Origin of the sequence: Pseudarthrobacter sp. BRE9, assembly GCF_031844305.1 — a bacterium.
Lineage (GTDB): Bacteria > Actinomycetota > Actinomycetes > Actinomycetales > Micrococcaceae > Arthrobacter.
In genome coordinates this window covers 136153-153036 of record NZ_JAUZUY010000005.1, presented here as the reverse complement: position 1 = coordinate 153036, position 16884 = coordinate 136153, and the positions used below count along the sequence as shown (strand labels likewise).

At 62.6% G+C, this 16884-nt stretch carries 15 protein-coding genes; 6 read left to right on the top strand and 9 right to left on the bottom strand.

The genetic code is table 11. From position 1 onward, the window contains the following. The first annotated feature begins 3 nt into the window (after positions 1-3). Positions 4-1122 (top strand): Wadjet anti-phage system protein JetD domain-containing protein, encoded by a 1119-nt coding sequence (locus Q9R31_RS11850; protein WP_311263031.1) that lies wholly within the window; start codon positions 4-6, stop codon positions 1120-1122. 139 nt (positions 1123-1261) lie between these two features. Here Q9R31_RS11850 and Q9R31_RS11845 read toward each other — a convergent pair whose 3' ends face one another. Then, positions 1262-1447 carry a hypothetical protein gene (locus Q9R31_RS11845; protein ID WP_311262924.1) on the bottom strand — a complete coding sequence of 62 codons (186 nt, stop codon included), beginning with the start codon at positions 1445-1447 and terminating at the stop codon, positions 1262-1264. A gap of 641 nt (positions 1448-2088) precedes the next feature. Between Q9R31_RS11845 and Q9R31_RS11840 the strand changes: the two genes are divergently transcribed. Together Q9R31_RS11840 and Q9R31_RS11835 are read left to right on the top strand one after the other, a co-directional pair. Then, positions 2089-5457, top strand: a complete 3369-nt coding sequence (locus Q9R31_RS11840) for a helicase-related protein (RefSeq protein ID WP_311262923.1) — start codon at positions 2089-2091, stop codon at positions 5455-5457. Beyond that, positions 5454-7388, top strand: a complete 1935-nt coding sequence (locus tag Q9R31_RS11835) for a UvrD-helicase domain-containing protein (RefSeq protein ID WP_311262922.1) — start codon at positions 5454-5456, stop codon at positions 7386-7388. The genes Q9R31_RS11840 and Q9R31_RS11835 overlap by 4 nt, the downstream gene beginning before the upstream one ends. 306 nt (positions 7389-7694) lie before the next feature. Here Q9R31_RS11835 and Q9R31_RS20175 read toward each other — a convergent pair whose 3' ends face one another. The 6 genes from Q9R31_RS20175 to Q9R31_RS11810 form a co-directional block, all read right to left on the bottom strand. Continuing rightward, positions 7695-7916 carry a hypothetical protein gene (locus Q9R31_RS20175; RefSeq protein WP_397428238.1) on the bottom strand — a complete coding sequence of 74 codons (222 nt, stop codon included), beginning with the start codon at positions 7914-7916 and terminating at the stop codon, positions 7695-7697. 91 nt (positions 7917-8007) lie between these two features. Further along, positions 8008-8076: a hypothetical protein gene (locus Q9R31_RS20170; RefSeq protein WP_397428240.1), complete on the bottom strand. Its 69-nt coding sequence runs from the start codon at positions 8074-8076 to the stop codon at positions 8008-8010. Positions 8077-8245: 169 nt separating this feature from the next. Next, entirely contained in the window at positions 8246-8563 is a 318-nt protein-coding gene (locus Q9R31_RS11825; RefSeq protein WP_311262921.1) for a putative quinol monooxygenase, read from the bottom strand. A 49-nt stretch (positions 8564-8612) separates the two neighbouring features. Beyond that, positions 8613-9647, bottom strand: coding sequence for an NAD(P)-dependent alcohol dehydrogenase (locus Q9R31_RS11820; protein ID WP_311262920.1), 1035 nt, complete (start codon positions 9645-9647; stop codon positions 8613-8615). After that, positions 9644-10423 carry an iron-sulfur cluster assembly protein gene (locus tag Q9R31_RS11815; protein ID WP_311263030.1) on the bottom strand — a complete coding sequence of 260 codons (780 nt, stop codon included), beginning with the start codon at positions 10421-10423 and terminating at the stop codon, positions 9644-9646. Before Q9R31_RS11815 ends, Q9R31_RS11820 begins: the two co-directional genes overlap by 4 nt. A 32-nt stretch (positions 10424-10455) precedes the next feature. Next, entirely contained in the window at positions 10456-11502 is a 1047-nt protein-coding gene (locus tag Q9R31_RS11810; RefSeq protein ID WP_311262919.1) for an amidohydrolase family protein, read from the bottom strand. Between the two features lie 161 nt (positions 11503-11663). On the opposite strand from Q9R31_RS11810, the gene Q9R31_RS11805 reads away from it, so the two are divergent. The 3 genes from Q9R31_RS11805 to Q9R31_RS11795 all read left to right on the top strand — a co-directional run bounded on the left by Q9R31_RS11805 (position 11664) and on the right by Q9R31_RS11795 (position 15798). Then, the gene (locus Q9R31_RS11805) at positions 11664-13166 is read left to right on the top strand and encodes a GAF domain-containing protein (RefSeq protein WP_311262918.1); all 1503 of its coding nucleotides are present in this window, start codon (positions 11664-11666) and stop codon (positions 13164-13166) included. Positions 13167-13609: 443 nt separating this feature from the next. Continuing rightward, the gene (locus Q9R31_RS11800; RefSeq protein ID WP_311262917.1) at positions 13610-14926 is read left to right on the top strand and encodes a beta-propeller fold lactonase family protein; all 1317 of its coding nucleotides are present in this window, start codon (positions 13610-13612) and stop codon (positions 14924-14926) included. Between the two features lie 2 nt (positions 14927-14928). Continuing rightward, positions 14929-15798 carry a class I SAM-dependent methyltransferase gene (locus Q9R31_RS11795; RefSeq protein ID WP_311262916.1) on the top strand — a complete coding sequence of 290 codons (870 nt, stop codon included), beginning with the start codon at positions 14929-14931 and terminating at the stop codon, positions 15796-15798. Between the two features lie 9 nt (positions 15799-15807). On the opposite strand, the gene Q9R31_RS11790 is transcribed toward Q9R31_RS11795, so the two are convergent. Both Q9R31_RS11790 and Q9R31_RS11785 read right to left on the bottom strand, forming a co-directional pair. After that, positions 15808-16383, bottom strand: coding sequence for an HNH endonuclease (locus Q9R31_RS11790; RefSeq protein ID WP_311262915.1), 576 nt, complete (start codon positions 16381-16383; stop codon positions 15808-15810). Between the two features lie 154 nt (positions 16384-16537). Further along, positions 16538-16840: a YciI-like protein gene (locus Q9R31_RS11785; protein ID WP_311262914.1), complete on the bottom strand. Its 303-nt coding sequence runs from the start codon at positions 16838-16840 to the stop codon at positions 16538-16540. Positions 16841-16884: the final 44 nt, after the last annotated feature.

The following is a 16884-nucleotide window of genomic DNA, read 5'->3' as shown; positions in this document are numbered from 1 at the left end:
CCTGTGACACCTGCCGGGGCGGCCGCGCAGGCGCTCAAGAAATATAGCCGCCACGTTGGCTCGTGGTCCGTGGGCGATGGCGCGTCTCTTCCCTTGAGGATTCCCTTGCATTCGCCCACAGAAGCGCAAGCATTAGCCTCCGTGCCGGCCGCCGTCGCGTGGGCCAAGTCATGGGAAGGGACAGCAGACGTGTTGTGGACGGAACGCCGCTGGGCCAGCCTGGGCCAGCAGAGGATTCCCGACCGTGTGCAACTCGATACCCCCGCGGCTGTCGCGGCATTTGCCGGCAAAACCACCCACTGGCAGCGGGCGTCCCTCAGGGCCCAGACGCTGCTCGACTCGGTGCCTCTTCCTCACCGGGATGGGTTTGCGACCGCGGTGGGCCGCAGCGCCGTCGAACTTGCCGCTTTGGCGCCCGAAGACTTCACCCGGCTTGGCGGGGTCCTGGAATGGATCAGGGATCACCCGGCATCGGGACTGTACATCCGCCAATTGCCCATCCGCGGGGTCGACACCAAATGGGTCCAGAAGTACAGATCCCTCGTCACGCGGCTGCATGAAGCGGCCACCGGTAGAAGTGGGTTGGGACTGGCGGATAAACCCGACCTGGTCCGCCTGCGTTTCCTGGACCCCGCTCTGGCGCCGGGCGGCCTGTCGGATCTGGCTGCAGCGGTCACTGAGTTGGCCGCCATGGACCTAGCCCCTCAGGTGGTCTACGTGTTTGAGAATTTGGAGTCTGTATTGGCCATGCCGCCTCTGAAGGGTGCTGTGGTGGTCCATGGCTCCGGCTACGCCGTGGACCGGTTGGCTCGCATCCCCTGGATCCGCGAACTTGGCGTGGTCTACTGGGGCGACCTGGACAGCCACGGTTTTGGCATTTTAAACCGGTTGCGGGCCCAAGGCGTTCCTGTGAGTACTGTTTTGATGGACCTGTACACATTGGAGGCGTTCAAAGACCTTTGGGGGCACGAGCCCAAGCCGGCAGTTGGGACCATGCAGCATCTTATGCCGGAGGAGCTTGCCGTGGTGGAGCAGCTTGCGGTACTCGGCAACGTACGGCTGGAACAGGAACGGATCGACTGGGTGACCGCCATGGCTGAGCTCATTTCGAAACGGCGCTGATCGACTGCGCTTGGTCTACTTCCCTTAAGTGGTCCCGGCCATCCTTTGCGCGGCCAGCTGCATCGAGTCGCCGTCGGCGCGGACTGGGTGGCCTCAATCAGGGGCCTCAACCCCGGTCTAGAGCTGCCCGCTGCACGGATTAGGGCCGCGGACCAGCGGGCAATGGTGTGATTCTGTTTGAACGTCGCTGCCGCAGCCACGCTTCGAGGTGGGAGCCGAGGGGCATGTCGCTGCCGTAGGTGCGGGCCAGGACGCGACGGAGGGTGGACGCTGTCACCTCGAACCGGGCCGACAGCTCCGCCTTGGGCGCCAGGGCGGTTGTCACGGCAAGGTGGTGAATCTGCTCGCATCGAGTAGCGCGGTCGACAACCGCGGAGCCGACATCTGGTGTCCAGATGGAACCTAAAGGGCCGGCTCATACTTAACGCGGAGTTCCAATTGCCCCCCTTATGTTCGCCGCTAAACGGTCGCGGAGTGAACGCGAGTTTTCGTTTCCTTGACCTGCAAAAGACCTATCCAAGTAGTTACAGTGAATGTGCCAGCCACAATTAGAGTACCGGTACTTATGGCATCCCGCACTGCGGACCTGCAAAGCTCTGCATAAAGAATGTGACTGCAACATTTTTCTGAGGGAGCAGAATGGAACCAAATGAATCGCGAGCATGGCTAAATGACCCTAATGCCGTAGGTGCCAGGGTAGCCCATTGAGTGCTGTGCAGCTCCGTGCCGAACGTGGACTGGAGGGAAGGGCATTTACTTGCGAAGTCCGTGGCACGAGGGTGGCTACCAACTTTGCGCTGCCTAATGCTGTCGTAGTACCGCTCTCTATAGGGTCGGCTAGGAGTTGTGAAGTCCTATTCTTCGGAGTTCGCCCCATCAGTCGCTGCACTTCGCCATCCCACGTCCAAGCTTCGATCCGAACGAATGTTCGGCTGGGCTGGGAATGGCAGGACGAGGACGCCAAGCATGACTAACGTGCAGAATTTGAACGAGCTTCGGGAGCAGTTTTTCGGCTATCACCCGGACTATGAAAACGTACACGTCGCACTCCACCACGGAACATTCGCTCGGGCATTGGTGATTGAGACGCCCGTGAAGTCACTTGTCGACGGTGCGGCGAACTGCAGGATCCTCTGGAACCCAGAGGTGGCGCTGCCTGAGGGATTGTACTGGTTCTGTGGCATCCCCGAAGGCCCGATGCTGCTTCAGGTCGGGCTAGGCGATGCGCCGGCCGATGCGATGTTGACCCCGGTCGACACTCTCACGGACGACCATCCATTGATGAACGCCTGGAGATGGGCGGAGATCTTGTGGGAGTCAGCAATCCACGTGCCACACCCTCAGTTCGCCGTCCAGGAAAGCGTCTTGACGCGGCAGACCGGCATGGACGCCGTGGTACGCGATCGGAAGTTCGCCGGCAATCGCTGGTCGTACACCGTGTGGGTTGACGGACGGGTCCAGGATGTCGTTGAGACCGGCCTCGTGCATCGCCCGGAACAAGACGGACCGCGCTCTTGGGTCGCAACCGAGCCAACACCTGCCGCGCGGTTCAGCGCGACGCTAACGCGAGCGAAGCTCAAGGGGAAATTTTCTAATACCCTATTCTCATTTCGGGCGACTAGGACTACCTTCCGCCCGTATCAATTCAAACCCGTCCTGAAGTTGCTGCAGACGGGTAAAGCACACCTTCTCATAGCCGATGAGGTCGGCCTGGGAAAGACGATCGAAGCTGGCCTTATATGGACAGAATTAGAGGCTCGACATGAAGCTAACAGCGTGCTCATTGTTTGCCCCTCCAGCTTAGTCGGCAAGTGGAAGGAGGAGATGGAAGATCGTTTTGAATTCAGCCTCACTGAGTTGGATGGGACAGAGCTGCAAAAGTTTCTCGAGCGACACCGCGCTAATCGTCTCCCCGAACGGCATGCGTACATCTGCAGCCTAGAGAGACTGCGTGCGTGGCCGGGTATTGACGCCCTAAAGGACTCTCCACCAACTTTCGACCTTGTCATCGTCGATGAAGCTCATTCGATGAGAAATTCGGACACTAAGAGCTACGCCCTTGGTACGGAAGTCACGGGATGGGCCGACAGTGTTGTCTTCCTCACGGCGACTCCAATGAATTTGAGGCAGGAAGATCTCCTCAATTTGCTCGAGCTGCTGGCTCCAGGCGACTTCGGTGACATCAATGACCTTGAACTCCGACTTGAACCCAACAAGGTGATAAATGCCGTCGGACGACACCTGATTGAAAATGGCACTGCTCCAGCCGATCTATTGAAAAGCCTCCAAGGGCTACGGTCGAGCCGGATCGGTGCAACACTGATGGACCGTCCGGAGTTCGCGTTACTAACCGACACGCTCTCCAAGGATGTGCTTAGCCCGCGCGACGTGGTCGACGCCAAGAGGTACTTGGCGGACCTGAATACCCTGTCGACGGTCATTACACGGACAAAAAAGGTCGAAGTTGACGACCGGAAAGCAAAACGAACGGAAGAGCGGCGACAAGTTCACTGGACCCATCCTGAACAAACCTTTTACAAAGAGTACCTGGCATGGTGCCGACAACGAGCAGCCGAGGTAGGGCGTCCCCTGCACTTCGCCATGCAGATGCCATTGCGCCTGGCGAGCGCGTGCCTCCCAATGGCACGCCGGGCAGTGTTAGATCCATACTCTTTCGGGGCATTCACTGATGCAGATTCTGGCGAATCTCTCCTGCGTGTGGAACCTCATGACGAGCTTATCGATGCCGCTCTTCAGCTTCCGGAGGGACTGGACACCAAGTTAGATCAGCTCCGCGCGGTTCTATATTCACTCCATCAACAGAAGCGACAAGCGCTTCTGTTCACCCACTCTCGTCCGACTCTGGCATATCTGTCGTCCAAGCTGTCTGATGACTACCGGATCGCCCTTTTGCACGGAGATGTCCCGCGCAAGAGACGACGGGAGATCATGGCTGAGTTTAGGAACGGAAACTTCGATTTTGTCTTTGCTAACAGGGTGGCCAGCGAGGGTCTGGATTTTGAGTTTTGCTCTGCAGTCATTAACTATGACCTTCCCTGGAACCCGATGGAGATCGAGCAACGTATAGGTCGCATAGACCGCATAGGCCAGAAAGAAGAAGCGATTCTCGTCGTAAATTTCGTCAACGAGGAGACGATAGACGAACGAATAATCTCACGCCTTCTGGACCGTATTGAAATTTTTGAATCCTCGATTGGGCCGCTCGAACCCATCATTGCGGCCAATGCGCCCAGAGCGCTGAAAGCCGGGTTTGATTTCACTCTTTCTGCCAAGCAGAGGGAGCAAAAAATTATAGAGGTTCTCACGGCACTGGAGGAACAGAAGGCTGGGCTCCAAGATGTCGCTGACTCGTCGAGCTCCTTGCTGATCAGCAACGACGTGGACGTTGCAGGCCTGGAAGACGAGCTGGTCCGGACTGGCCGATACATCGGTCAGCGGGAACTTGCACTTCTCCTTGCTGATTGGACTCAGATCGATCAAGCGCCCGTCATCAAGATATCGCCCGACGGCCAATCCCTCGAACTCCGAGGTAATGCTCGCATGGCCTCGCGCGTGGATGCCCTGAATCAAAGCGCTCGAAGGACGCGGGCTGAAACGGGCAGCCTTTCCGCGCAACTTCGGAGCGAGCTGCCCATCCATCTCGTTCTGGATCAGGAGCTGGCGCGCACGGGTGGCGGCGCACTCCTGACGGCTACAAGCCCTCTGGTAATGGCCGCCGTAAATGTTCCAGGCCACCAACAGGCCCGGTTCGCATCGCTTCAGTTGCTCACTGCTGATCCTGGGGTCGAATCGGGGACCTATGTGATTGTGCTCGCCAAAGCCGTCTCGGCGTCACGTGGAGGTGACGAGATATGGGGAGCAGCTGTATCAGACACTGGTCGTCACGGCGGGGACGGGCCTGTGAATGCAGTGCTGGCCGCACTTGCAGACGGGACGCTCGAAGATGCTCCTCTTCCGGATATCGAAAGGCTTCCTCAACTTGCGGACCGGGCTCTCAATGAGCTGCATCGACGCCACGACCGCGAACAGGACAGGCGAGACCGGGAATTTAGTGCCTTGCAAGAAACGCGCCTTGTGACTCAGTCGGAACAGCACAAACGACGGCTAGTCGCCATTCGCAAACGCGTGGCGACCGCTGAAGCGAGGGGCCGTGACCCTCGGATGATCGCTCTCTTCCAAAGCCAAATCACAAAGGCTGAGGAACGCTTCTCGCACCTCTCCCAGCAAATTGCAGATGAGACTCAGCCTGAAATCCGGCTTGAAGCGCTTGCTGCCTGCGTCATAACTATCGCTCGTCCGAAGGAGGAGAAATGAGGACACGTCGAGAACTTGAACTGGAGAATGAACGCGCTGCCCAAAAACGGTACGCGCAGAAACTCGAAGAGGGGCGCCAGTATTTCAGCAGCGTTTCGGGGCCGCGCAACAGTCTATGGACCGGGACTGGTGTTCGTCCCCAGCCTCCAGTCTTTGACGGTCAGTTGGTTGGACGTATCGCCCTGGCACAGCCAAACCAGATAATCGACGGCAACTCCGAGTTTTACATTGGTGAGCGTCATTGCAGCGACCTAAATGGGGTGGAGGTTTTCGGTTGGGCTGCACCCGTGGCTTGCACTTTCTTCCGCGGAAGGGAGCACCACGCATTGTGCGATGAGGTCGCAGTGGTGAGAGCTTTTGTGCATCGCATAGGCGAAATCGTGGACTTCGACGACGAAAAGCTCCGCGACGACGCTCCCGCTGAACCATTCCTTATACGTGGGCTGTCCGTGCCGCTCGCGCCAAAGAGGCCAGGTTCCGAACACTCCGAACTTTCCGTCAGCAACTTGCCAGCCCCTTCCAGTCTCACCACAGCTCCGGTGATGCGGGGGGAACTAGATGCGGAAGGCCGTGACAGGAACAGCAGGGGTATCCGAGTCGAGTCCCTCCTCATGGGACAGCTTCATTCTCCTCGTACTGAGCGCCTTGTTCCCGTACTCAGTACGCTGCAACCGGACCAATACGAACTTGTAAGCCTTGCTGCCGGAGAGAACACCATCGTGGAGGGGAAGCCGGGAACAGGCAAGACAATTATCGCTTCACACCGGGCCGCCTATTTGGTCAATGAAGAGACCCCACCGGGTAGCGCGCTTGACGACGACGTCCTCATCGTCGGACCAACACGGGAGTACAGCAACCATGTAAGAGAAGCCATTCATCGTTTGTCGAGAAACTCTTCCCGTATAAAGATCCTCTCCATGCCTGAGCTGACGCAGCACATCCTCGGGTTACGGCAGGACCTTCAAGGACGGGTGTCGCGTACCTGGCACGAAGTGGATAAGCAACTGGCTAAGTATGCCTGGTCTGCAATTGATCAGCTGATCGGAGACGCAGGAGGTCAGCCTACGGTGCAGGACGTCTATGAGCACCTTCGCATGAACGGGACACCGAAGAAAAGGATCACTCACGATGAAGAGTGGTCTTCTTATCTAAAATCGATTCCTGCCTATAGCGAGGCGATCAAATACCGGGCACAGAATGCGTTGCTGGCCTATATTCAGTGGAAACTCCACGCGGCCAAGGACTTGGTCAACATCCGGCACATCATCGTGGACGAAGCCCAGGATGTCACCCCGCTCGAGTGGTATTTGCTTGCTGCGATAAATAGCCACGGCTCCTGGACCATCATGGGAGACCTTAATCAGAGGAGGTCCGACCACACTTGGTCGAGCTGGAATCAAGTCATCGACGTGATCGAAAAAGACCCCAGCGAAGTCCCGGTACGAACCCTTGACCGCGGCTACCGCAGCACGAGACCAATCCTCGCCTTCGCTAATCGTCTCTTGCCACGATCCGACCGAACGCTGCTCGTACTTCAGCAGGAAGGCCCACTACCGTCACTGCACAAAGTACGTGCTGGAGATATCGGCATGTCGTGCATTGCCGAATGCGAGCAGCTGCTTGCCGATCATCCTCATGGAACGGTCGCTGTTATCGACTGCGACCCGAGGCGCGTGCCGGATGGTTTCAGAAAGGCAGGGTGGGTACTGTCCCGGAAAAGCCCTTGCGTCTGGGAATTCGGTGAGAGACGCGTTACCGTCCTCCAGCCCGACGCCAGTCGGGGCCTCGAATTCGACGGCGTCGTAGTCGTCGAACCCGCCGACTTTCCCGAGAATTTTGGCCGGCATGGGCTCCTTTATACCGCGCTCACACGGGCAAACCGAGCACTTAGCGTGGTGCATACCAAACCGCTACCTCGCCCTCTTCGTTGAAGCCCGACCAATCACGGTGTGCGCGACTCAGAAGCGACGGCAGCCGCCTCGACATCACTCCCCGCGTCCCGGACTTCTGCACCTGCTCGGGGTCGGCGCCGTCGTCCGTCACAAGAGTCCAGGGGGTGCCAAGCGCGCCCAGGCATGGAATGGCCGGAGGCCGGGATTGGAGGAATCGGCCAGCACGTAGACCTCCCGGCCGCGCCGGGCCCGTCAGCTCTTTGAGCCGGGTCTGCGCGTGGTCGGCTTCGCCGATGGCGTCCTTGGCGGTGACGGCATCGGCGCCGAGGAACCCCCGGTCCAAGCTCATCCGCTCCAGCCGCGCCTCAGCCAGCGGCCCCACGAAACTCTGTGCAGCCGGCCTCCCAGGGAATCCACCTCGATGCCCTCAAACTCTGTGAGTTCCGGCAAGGTGTTGATGCCCGGCATAGTCACGGACAGCTTCTCGAACCCGCGCAGCTCATGCGCCAGGGCACCGACTGTGGAGCCAGCGTCGAGCAGCCGGTTCGGATCACGGACGCTGCCCACCGGGCAATTGCGTGTTTCTGCTCGAACGCCTCGCCCGTGCGCTGCTTGCAGCGACGCCTCCGGGTGCGCGCCCAAAGCCATCGCCCCGCCATTAGGTGCGTGGCAACCGGCCCTGCCCGTTTAGCAGCGCCAGGTCGCGCCTGATGGTGGACGCGGTCACCTCGAAGCGGGCGGACAGTTCCTCCACGGACGCCAGATGGTCACAGCAAGATGGTAGATGTCCTCGCGTAGTGCGAGGTAAGCCGCACGGCTGGAAGGACGACGGCGCGAGGCAAGCGCCGCCGTCGTCCTTCCAGCCCAGCAACCTGAACCGCCGACGGGGCAACCTCTTATTCCACCGCGAGCTCCCCGAGCTTTGACCACCCCTCCACCTTGACGTTGACGATGTCCGGAGTCCGGGCCAGGTACGCCGGCAGTTCGGCCGTCGCCTTCTTGAAGTGGTCCGACTGCACGTGCTCGCCGCCGGCGTCGTCATCGCGGAAAGCCTCGATCAGGATGTAGGTGTTGGGGTCGGCCAGGGAGCGGGCCCACTCGAAGAACAGGCAGCCCTCCTCGGCGTTCGTTTTCTCGGTGAACTCCCGTGCAATCTCCGGCCACGCGTCGGCGTGCTCCGGCTTCACCGGGAATTTTGCGGTAATGAAGATCATCGGTTTTCCTTCACATCAAACATATTGCTGCCAGGGTCATGCCTGGGCATCAGGGAACCAGGATGGCGCGGCCGCGGACCTTGCCGGCGTCGAGGTCGCTGATGGCCTGCTGGAAATCGTCGAGCGCGTACTTCTGGGTGTGCAGCGTGACGGCCCCGCGGGCAGCGAGTGCCATGAGGTCCTGCAGGTCGTTGTAGGACCCGACGAGGTTGCCGATGATGTTGATCTCGGAGGAAACGATGTCGATGGTGGGCACGCTGATGTCCTCGCCGTAGCCCACCACGAAGTAGTCGCCGGCCTGCCGCAGCATCGCAATGCCTTCAGACGTCGCCCCGCCTTCGCCCACGAAGTCGATCAACACCTCGGCGCCCCTGCCTTCGGTCAGTTCCCGCACCTGCTCCACCTGTGTGCCGTCCGCGAGGACCCCTTCATCGGCCCCGATCGACTTCGCCAACTCAAGCGCAGCCGGGTTGCGGTCCACCACGATGATCCGGCTCGGAGTGAGGGCCTTCAGCACCTGGATCCCGATGTGGCCCAGCCCTCCCGCGCCGATCACCACGCAGGTGTCCCGCGGGGTCAGCCTCTTGGCCGCCTTCGCTGCGGCGTGGTAGGCCGTCAGACCGGCGTCAGCCAGGGCCGCCACGTCCGCAGGTTCCAAAGAGTCGTCGATCTTCACCACGGACCGGGCGGAGGTGAGGAGGTATTCGGCGTACCCGCCGTGGGTGTCGATGCCTGGAAACCTGCTGGTCTCGCAGTGCACGTCGTCGCCGGAGCGGCAGGCGCGGCACAGGCCGCAGGTGATCAGCGGGTGCAGGATCACCTTGTCGCCCTCCTTGACGTTGGTGACGGCGCTGCCGACGGCGTGCACCCACCCCGCGTTCTCATGCCCGATCGTGTAGGGCAGGTCCACCTGGGACTTTTCCGCCCACTGGCCCTCGAGGATGTGCAGGTCCGTCCGGCACACGCCGGCTCCGCCGATCTTGACCACGACGTCCCAGGCCCCGGCCACTTCCGGAATGGGCGCCTCGGTCATCTTCAGGCCTTCGTGGTAGCCGACCACCTGGACGGCTCGCATGGTGTTCATGGGTGGATCTCCTTGACTGTGAACGGAAGCAGATGGTGATGGTCGGCAGGCTCGGCTCCCTCGGGCCGGTCTATCTGGTCCGCGTCCGAGCCCGCGTAGCGGGTACGCAGCAGGCCGCGGCAGAAGTGGGCATTGCCGTCAATGGAAATGCGGGTGGAACGGGCCCGCCGAAGCGCCATCGGCACTTGCTCGGGCGGGTAGGGGTGGCCGTCATGGTCAACGAGGACGACGGCGGCAGGTTCCGCAGGCAGCCCCAGCGCCATCCGCCGTCGTACTAAAGCGTCTTTGGTCCGGCCGCCCGGCAGGTCACCCAGCCGCACTGTCCCGACGCTTTCTTCCGCCCGCGCGGGGTCCGCCCGCAGCAGTTCGGTCAGGCAGCGCTCCATCGCGGCGGTGTGCGCTTTGCGGCGGAACGTCCACCGCAGCTCCTCCAGGCTGTCCTCGGCTTCGTGCCGGAAGGTGCCCCGGTAACCGGCGTCCTCCGCGAGGCCGGCGTTGATCAAGGCGGAGTCGTGGTGGTCATCGAGCTCCACCACCACCTTCGCCACCCCGGGCAGTGCCGAGACGGCGTCCTTGCTGTCCGACGCCATCAGGTAGGCGAAGTTCGGCGAGCAGAATGACGTGGGCAGCCGCAGGTGCAGCACCACTTCCGCGCCGGCCGGTGAGTTGCTGACCTCGAGGGAGCGGACGAAGCCCAGATCCGTGATGGGCTCGTCCAGCTCGGGATCCAGCACGGCCCCCAATGCCTGGCGGACGTCCTCTGCTGTCACCTTCATTTCCTGGGCGGTGCGCTCCGTCAATGCCGCCGTCATACCGCACCCGCCAGGTCCGCCCGTTCCGGCTGGCGGGGACCGGTGGCCGTTTCACCCGCGTCCGGAAGTTGGAGCTCTGCCGGCACCGGGATGCCGTACATCTTCGCCGCGTTGAGTCCGAGGATCTTTTTCTTCTGGTCCACGGTGAGCGGGGCGTACTCGGTCATGTCTTCCGGGATCTGGAAGTCCACGAACCGCTCGATCAGCCAGCGCGGCGTCCAGAGGGCGTAGTCGCTGGAGAACTGGATGCGGTCCTCGCCGATCCAGTAGATGAGCTCCCCGATGATCTGGGCAAAGTAGCGCGGCCGGGTGTGCATAAAGGGCATGGCGACGGCGAGGCCGCCGTGGACGTTGGGTTCCTGGGTGGCGATCCAGCAGAAATCCTCAAGCCGCGGCAGGCCGACGTGCTCGACGACGAAGTTCAGGTCGGTGAAGTCGGAGGCGGCGTGGTCCACGTCGGACACATCGAAGGCGTCCCGGTCCAGGGGCCGGATGGTGGGGCCCTTGTGGATGTGGATGTTCTTAATCCCGAGCTTCCGGCACTCCTCGAAGTACCGGTAGGTCCAGGGATCCGAGAGCTTGTAGCCGCGGGACTCTCCATGCCATTCAGCCGTGTAGAGCTTCACCCCCTGGAACTGCATCTTCTCGTGGTCGGCGCGGAGCCGGTCCAGGCCCGCCTCACCCTGCCGCGGATCAAAGTAGTGGTTGTAGGTGAGCTTGTCCGGGTGCGCGGCTGCAAGGCCGAACGCCTCCTCGACCTGCGCGAAGCCGTTTTTGTAGAACTCCCCGAGGTAGGCCGGCTGGAAAATCGCGTGGTCCACGTAGCCGTCAACGAACAGATCCTTCATGAGGCGCTCGCCGCCCTGGTAGAGGTATTCCTCGTAGGTCCACAGCTCCTCTTCGGGGGAGAGGTTGCGGTGGTAGTCGTAGAAGCAATCGATGAACTGCTTGCCATGGACGTTGCGCTGGTTCTCCGGCCGGGCGTCCCACAATGCGATGTGGGCGTCGACGATGAAGTAGTTCTCGCCGTCTTTGCTGTACATATCGTTCTCCTCTCCGCGACTGCCGTAGTCGCGACAGAGATGACGTTAGGGCGAAAAGGTACCTGTCAACCTGTGACCGGTGTCTCATTTTGAGACACGATGGCATCGCCTTTGGGCGCACGGCGCCGTAATCTCGAATGACCAGGACAAGGAAGGCGGCGATGGTGCCGAATCAGAACGTTCCCGTCCCGCGGCCACAGGGCGGCGGGCAGGAAGGCATGCTGACAACTGTCTCCAGACGCCTTCTTGCCTCATGGCAGCGCAGTGAAGAGTATGGCGTCTCGGCCGAGATCATCGACCCCGTGTGGGCCGGCTCGGTGGCAGGGGACTCGCTGTTTTACCAGTGCGGGCAGGAGGTGCTCACGGGCCTGCACCAGACGCTGGCCAACGAGCCACTCAGCCTGATGCTCACCGACGCCGACGGGCTGGTCCTCAACCGCTTCAGCGGTGATACGTCACTGCTCCGGGCACTCGACAAGGTCCATCTGGCCCCCGGTTTTGCCTTTTCCGAGCGGGAAGCGGGAACCAACGGGTTGGGTATGGCGCTGGCCGACCGGACGCCGAGCCTGGTTCGTGCCGAGGAGCACTACAGCGCAAGCCTCCGGACGTACACCTGCGCTGCCGTCCCGGTGGTGGATCCCCTCAGCGGACGCCTCGAGGGCAGCGTGAACATCACCACCTGGTCCAAGTCTTCACCGGAGCTGCTGCTGGCACTGGCCCAATCAGCCGCGAGCAACACGGCCACCCTCATGCTCGCCAAGTCGGGCGGCCACAGGGCGAAAGCGGGACCCAAGGGCGGTGTCTTCCGGGTGCAGCGGGGCCGGCTTGAGCCGGGAGCGGGAACGCTGCGCGCCATGTCCCCGGCCTGGACAGAGGCCCTGGACCGCGCGGCCCTGGCGCTTGCCGCCAACCGGGTGGTGGCCGCCGTCGGAGAACCTGGCACCGGGCGCGCCACCCTGGTGGGCCAGGCAATCCGCCAGGCCCGCCCCGGAAGCCGCATTCTGTGCGCAGCAGCTCCGGCGCCCGAGGACGTGGAGGCGTGGCTGTCGCTCTGGACCCCCGAGTTGTCCAAGCCCGATACCGCTGTGATCGTGGAAAACGTTGACCTCCTGCCCGCTTGGGCGGCGCAGGAGTTAAAAGCCCGGGCTGCCGCCGCGGTTCAATCGTTGCCGGTATCCGGCGGCAGCCCTCCCACGATCACCTGGGCCATGACGGCGGAGGAGCTGGCCGCCATCCCGCAGCCACTGGCCGCCATGGTCGAGACCGTGGTGCCGGTGCCTGCCTTGCGTGAGCGCGCCGCTGATGTGATGCCCTTGGCGAGGTACGCCGCACGCCAGACCCGTATGCGTGAAGTGGATTTCACGGCTGCCGCCGAACATGCACTAACCGGTTATGGGTGGCCGGGCAATGTGGACGAACTTTTCAGCCTGGTCCATGACGCGGCCCTGCGCACGGAAATCATCGATGTGCGGCATCTGCCCTCCCGGCTGGTGGGACGCGCCGGGCCGCATCTCACCAGAATCGAGGCTATGGAGAGGGACGAGATCATCCGGTGCCTTTCCCGGCCGGGCATCACTGTTGCGGCGGCCGCCACTGAACTGGGAATGAGCAGGGCCACGATTTACCGCCGGATGGCGCGGCTGGGAATTACCGCGCCGAAGTAAGCCTCCTGCCGGGCATGGCCTGTCGGCGGAGGCTTCCCGCAGGTGCCCCCGGTAAAGGTGCTGGTGCACCCGTAGGGTCCGGTGGGCGGACGCGCGGCAGCGAAGGAAGGACGACGGCGGGACGCCCGTGCCGTCGTCGTGCCGCCTACCCTGCCTGCTGGCCACTGCCCGGGTAGCCGGAAATTTATCAAGGGATATTTCCCCCTATCTGGCCGGGCCTCGTCTGCGGAAGATTACCCCCATGAAAATGCTGGTGCTCGCCAGTCCCGCCGCAATTCAAAACAGGTAGTGCCGGTCCAAAAGACAGGTACGGGCCAACGGTGACCCTCGTTTTACCTGATTTATAGACTCCGCTCACGCCGTATTTTCGGCCAGCCTTCAGAGGGTGGCTTCCGAAGTCCGCACGCTCCACAACAGAATTCGCTCTTCAAGCAGGGGGAAACATGATGCAGCTACTCAGTACAGGGTCCGGGCGCTACCAAGGTCCACGTTCGTCAGCTGTCCGCCCTCGCGGCCGGCGCGCGGGCATCCTGGGTACGATCCTGGCGGGCCTCATGCTGGTGGGCAATATCCCTGCAACCGCTGCAGCCACGGTGACGTCCACGATCCCGGTCGGTGCAAGCCCCAGGAATGTTGCGTTCACCCCGGACGGGTCGAAAGCCTACGTCACCAACTGGGAATCCAGCACAGTGTCCGTCATCGACGTAGCCTCGGGCACGGTGGCGTCCACGATCCGGGTCGGAGCTGGTCCGCTCGGAGTGGCATTCGCTCCGAATGGGTTGAAGGCCTACGTCACCAGCGCCGGGCCCAACACGGTGTCGGTTATTGATGTGGCGTCCGGCACGGTGACTTCCACGATCCCCGCAGGGGAGACGCCGATGGCCGTTGCGTTCGCCCCGGACGGGTTGAAGGCCTACGTCACCAGCGGCGGCAGCAATTCTGGCACGGTATCGGTCATCAATGTCGCGTCCGGCGCGGTGACCTCCACGATCCCGGTCGGGCCGCTTCCGAACGCCGTGGCGTTCGCGCCGGACGGGGCGAAGGCCTACGTCACCAACGGGCAGGATTCCAACCAGGTGTCTGTCATCGATGTGGCCTTGGGCAGGATGACTTCCACGATCCCGGTCGGGTCGTCGCCGACGGGCGTTGCGTTCACCCCGGATGGGTCAGCGGCCTACGTCGCCAACAACGAGGGCGACACGGTGTCGGTCATCGATGTGGCCTCGGGTACGGTGACCTCCACCATCCCGGTCGGGTGGGCCCCGGACAGTGTTGCGATCGCCCCGGACGGGTCGACAGCGTACGTCACCAACTCCGGTGCCGACACGGTGTCAGTCATCGATGTGGCGTCGGGCGCCGTGACCTCCACGATCCCGGTCGGGACGCCTCCGACCGGTGTTGCGGTCGCCCCCGACGGGTCGACTGTCTACGTCGTCAACACCTCTTCCAACACCGTGTCGGTCATCACCGTGGACGCAGCACCGCTGGTGTTCACCGCAGCCACACCGCCCACAAAGGCGAACACGCGTGCAGCCTACAACTACACGTTCGCCGCCACGGGCGCCCCGGCCCCCACCTTCCGTGTTTCCTCCGGTGCACTGCCCGCAGGCCTCAACCTGGACGGCGCCACGGGCGTCCTGTCCGGAACGCCCACCAAGGCCGGCAAGTTCACGTTCAAGGTGACCGCCGCCAACGGAGTCAGCCCCCACGCGGTCACGGACCGCATCACCATCACCGTGACCAAGGCGAAGGTCCGCTGAGCGTGATCGTCCCCGATATATCCCAGACTGCCGTGGCGGTAGCGGATCATTACGACGAGCTCGATCCCATCTACCGCCGGGTGTGGGGCGAGCATGTCCATCACGGGCTGTGGGAGACGGGCCGCGAGACACCCGGCGAGGCCGTCGAGGCGCTGGTGGACACGGTCGGGGACAGGCTGGGCCTCTTGCCAGGCGAGGCGTGCATCGACATCGGCTGCGGCTACGGCTCCACCGCACGGCGGCTCGCGGTGAGGCGCAGGGTCCGTGTCACCGGCTTCACGCTTTCGGCTGAGCAGGCCCGCTACGCCGCCGAGCATCGCGTAGCTGGCGTGGACATCCAGGTCCGCGACTGGCTCGACAACGGGCTGGCCGAAGCATCAGCCGATGCCGCCTGGGCGCTTGAGTCGAGTGAGCACATGGTGGATAAGCCCAGGTTCTTCGCCGAAGCGCACCGCGTGTTGGCGCCCGGCGGCCGCTTCGTCATCTGCGCGTGGCTCGCCGAGACCGGTGCCAGCGGCTGGAAGGTTTGCCACCTGCTCGAGCCGATCTGCCGCGAAGGGCGCCTGCCCTCGCTGGGAACGCGCGAGGAATACGAGGCGATGGCTGCGGCGGTCGGCTTCACAATCACCGGTTATGAAGATGTCAGCCGCCGCGTATGGCGCACATGGCCCATCTGCGCCGGACGGCTCCTGAAGGCCCTGCTCGTCGACCGCGAGACCCGCCGCCTCGCGGTTGGCGCGCGCAGTCGAAACTCCTTTTTGAGCATTCCCCGCATGATTCTGGCGTACCGCACTGGTGCCATGCGCTACGGGATATTCACGCTCACAAAGGGTGGAGCGGACGGGCCGGTCTGGTCGGAAGCACCCGCTTGACGCACTGCCTCAGGGCAGCGGCTGCCGTTCGCCGACGCTGACGGAGGCCGACGGCGGAAGGTAGTCACGCCGTCGTCGTTCCATCCGTTGCTGCTTGCCGGGAGACGGGATGTTGGCGCGCTTGGCGCGGTTGCACCTGGCGCAGGCCGCGACGAAGTTCTGCAGGCTGGTGGATCCGCCCTTGGACCAGGGGTAGAAGTGGTCGCCGTGCTCGGCGGGGCGGCCACAGCGCCGCCCGAAGCCGGCTTCCAATTCGCACAAGCCGCCGGCGCGGGCCATCCCTTCGCGGCGCTGCTGGCGGGTGAAGCGTCGCACCGGATCCCGGCGCCGGACATCCCGGCTGGTGATGACGGCGGCGACAATGCCCAGCACGACCACGAACACAACGGGGAGCGCAGCTGAGGAGACGACGCGGTCGATCATGCCCCGCAACACTTCAGCCGCGACGGATGGCCCCGAACCGGAAACCGGTGTTCCCTTCGCCATGAGAGCCGTCATCACCGAGGCGGCGAGCCAAAACAGCACCGCCGAGTACGCCAAACGAAGGCCTTGTCGGGTCCAGTAGATGCGGCCGAGTTCCGGCATTGATTCCCCCATTTTTTGTTCGCCGAGCGTCCGTGGTCCGGGATGCCCAGGAAATCCTATAGTCCGGGCGCAGGCCGCTGTCCCAGATTTAGCTCAGTTTTGGCTGAGGTTCTGGGCCCACTGATAGCCGGGTGCGGCTGTGGGATTGCGGGACTTAGGGGCGAACGGGTGTGGCCGCTTCTTTTCCCAGCACCGTGGTCCATGGGCTGGCAGTCCACGACGTCACGACGCCATTGATGACGTAGGGGTCTGCGGCGGCAAAAGTTTTGGCGGCCTCGAGTGCGTTCTCGCCCGTGAAGATCAGCAACCCTTTGAAGGGGACTTCGCCGACAGCCCCGCCCAGCAGAAGCTCGCCACGTTCAACTGCCTCCCACCCTGCCCGGAGGTGGTCTGCACGGTAATTCTCACGGGTTTCAAGGTAGTTGTCCTCGTAGGTGTATTCGAGCACGGCGTGCATGAGTGTCTCCGATTCGTTCAGGGTTTCAATCGTTGTAGCAGCAG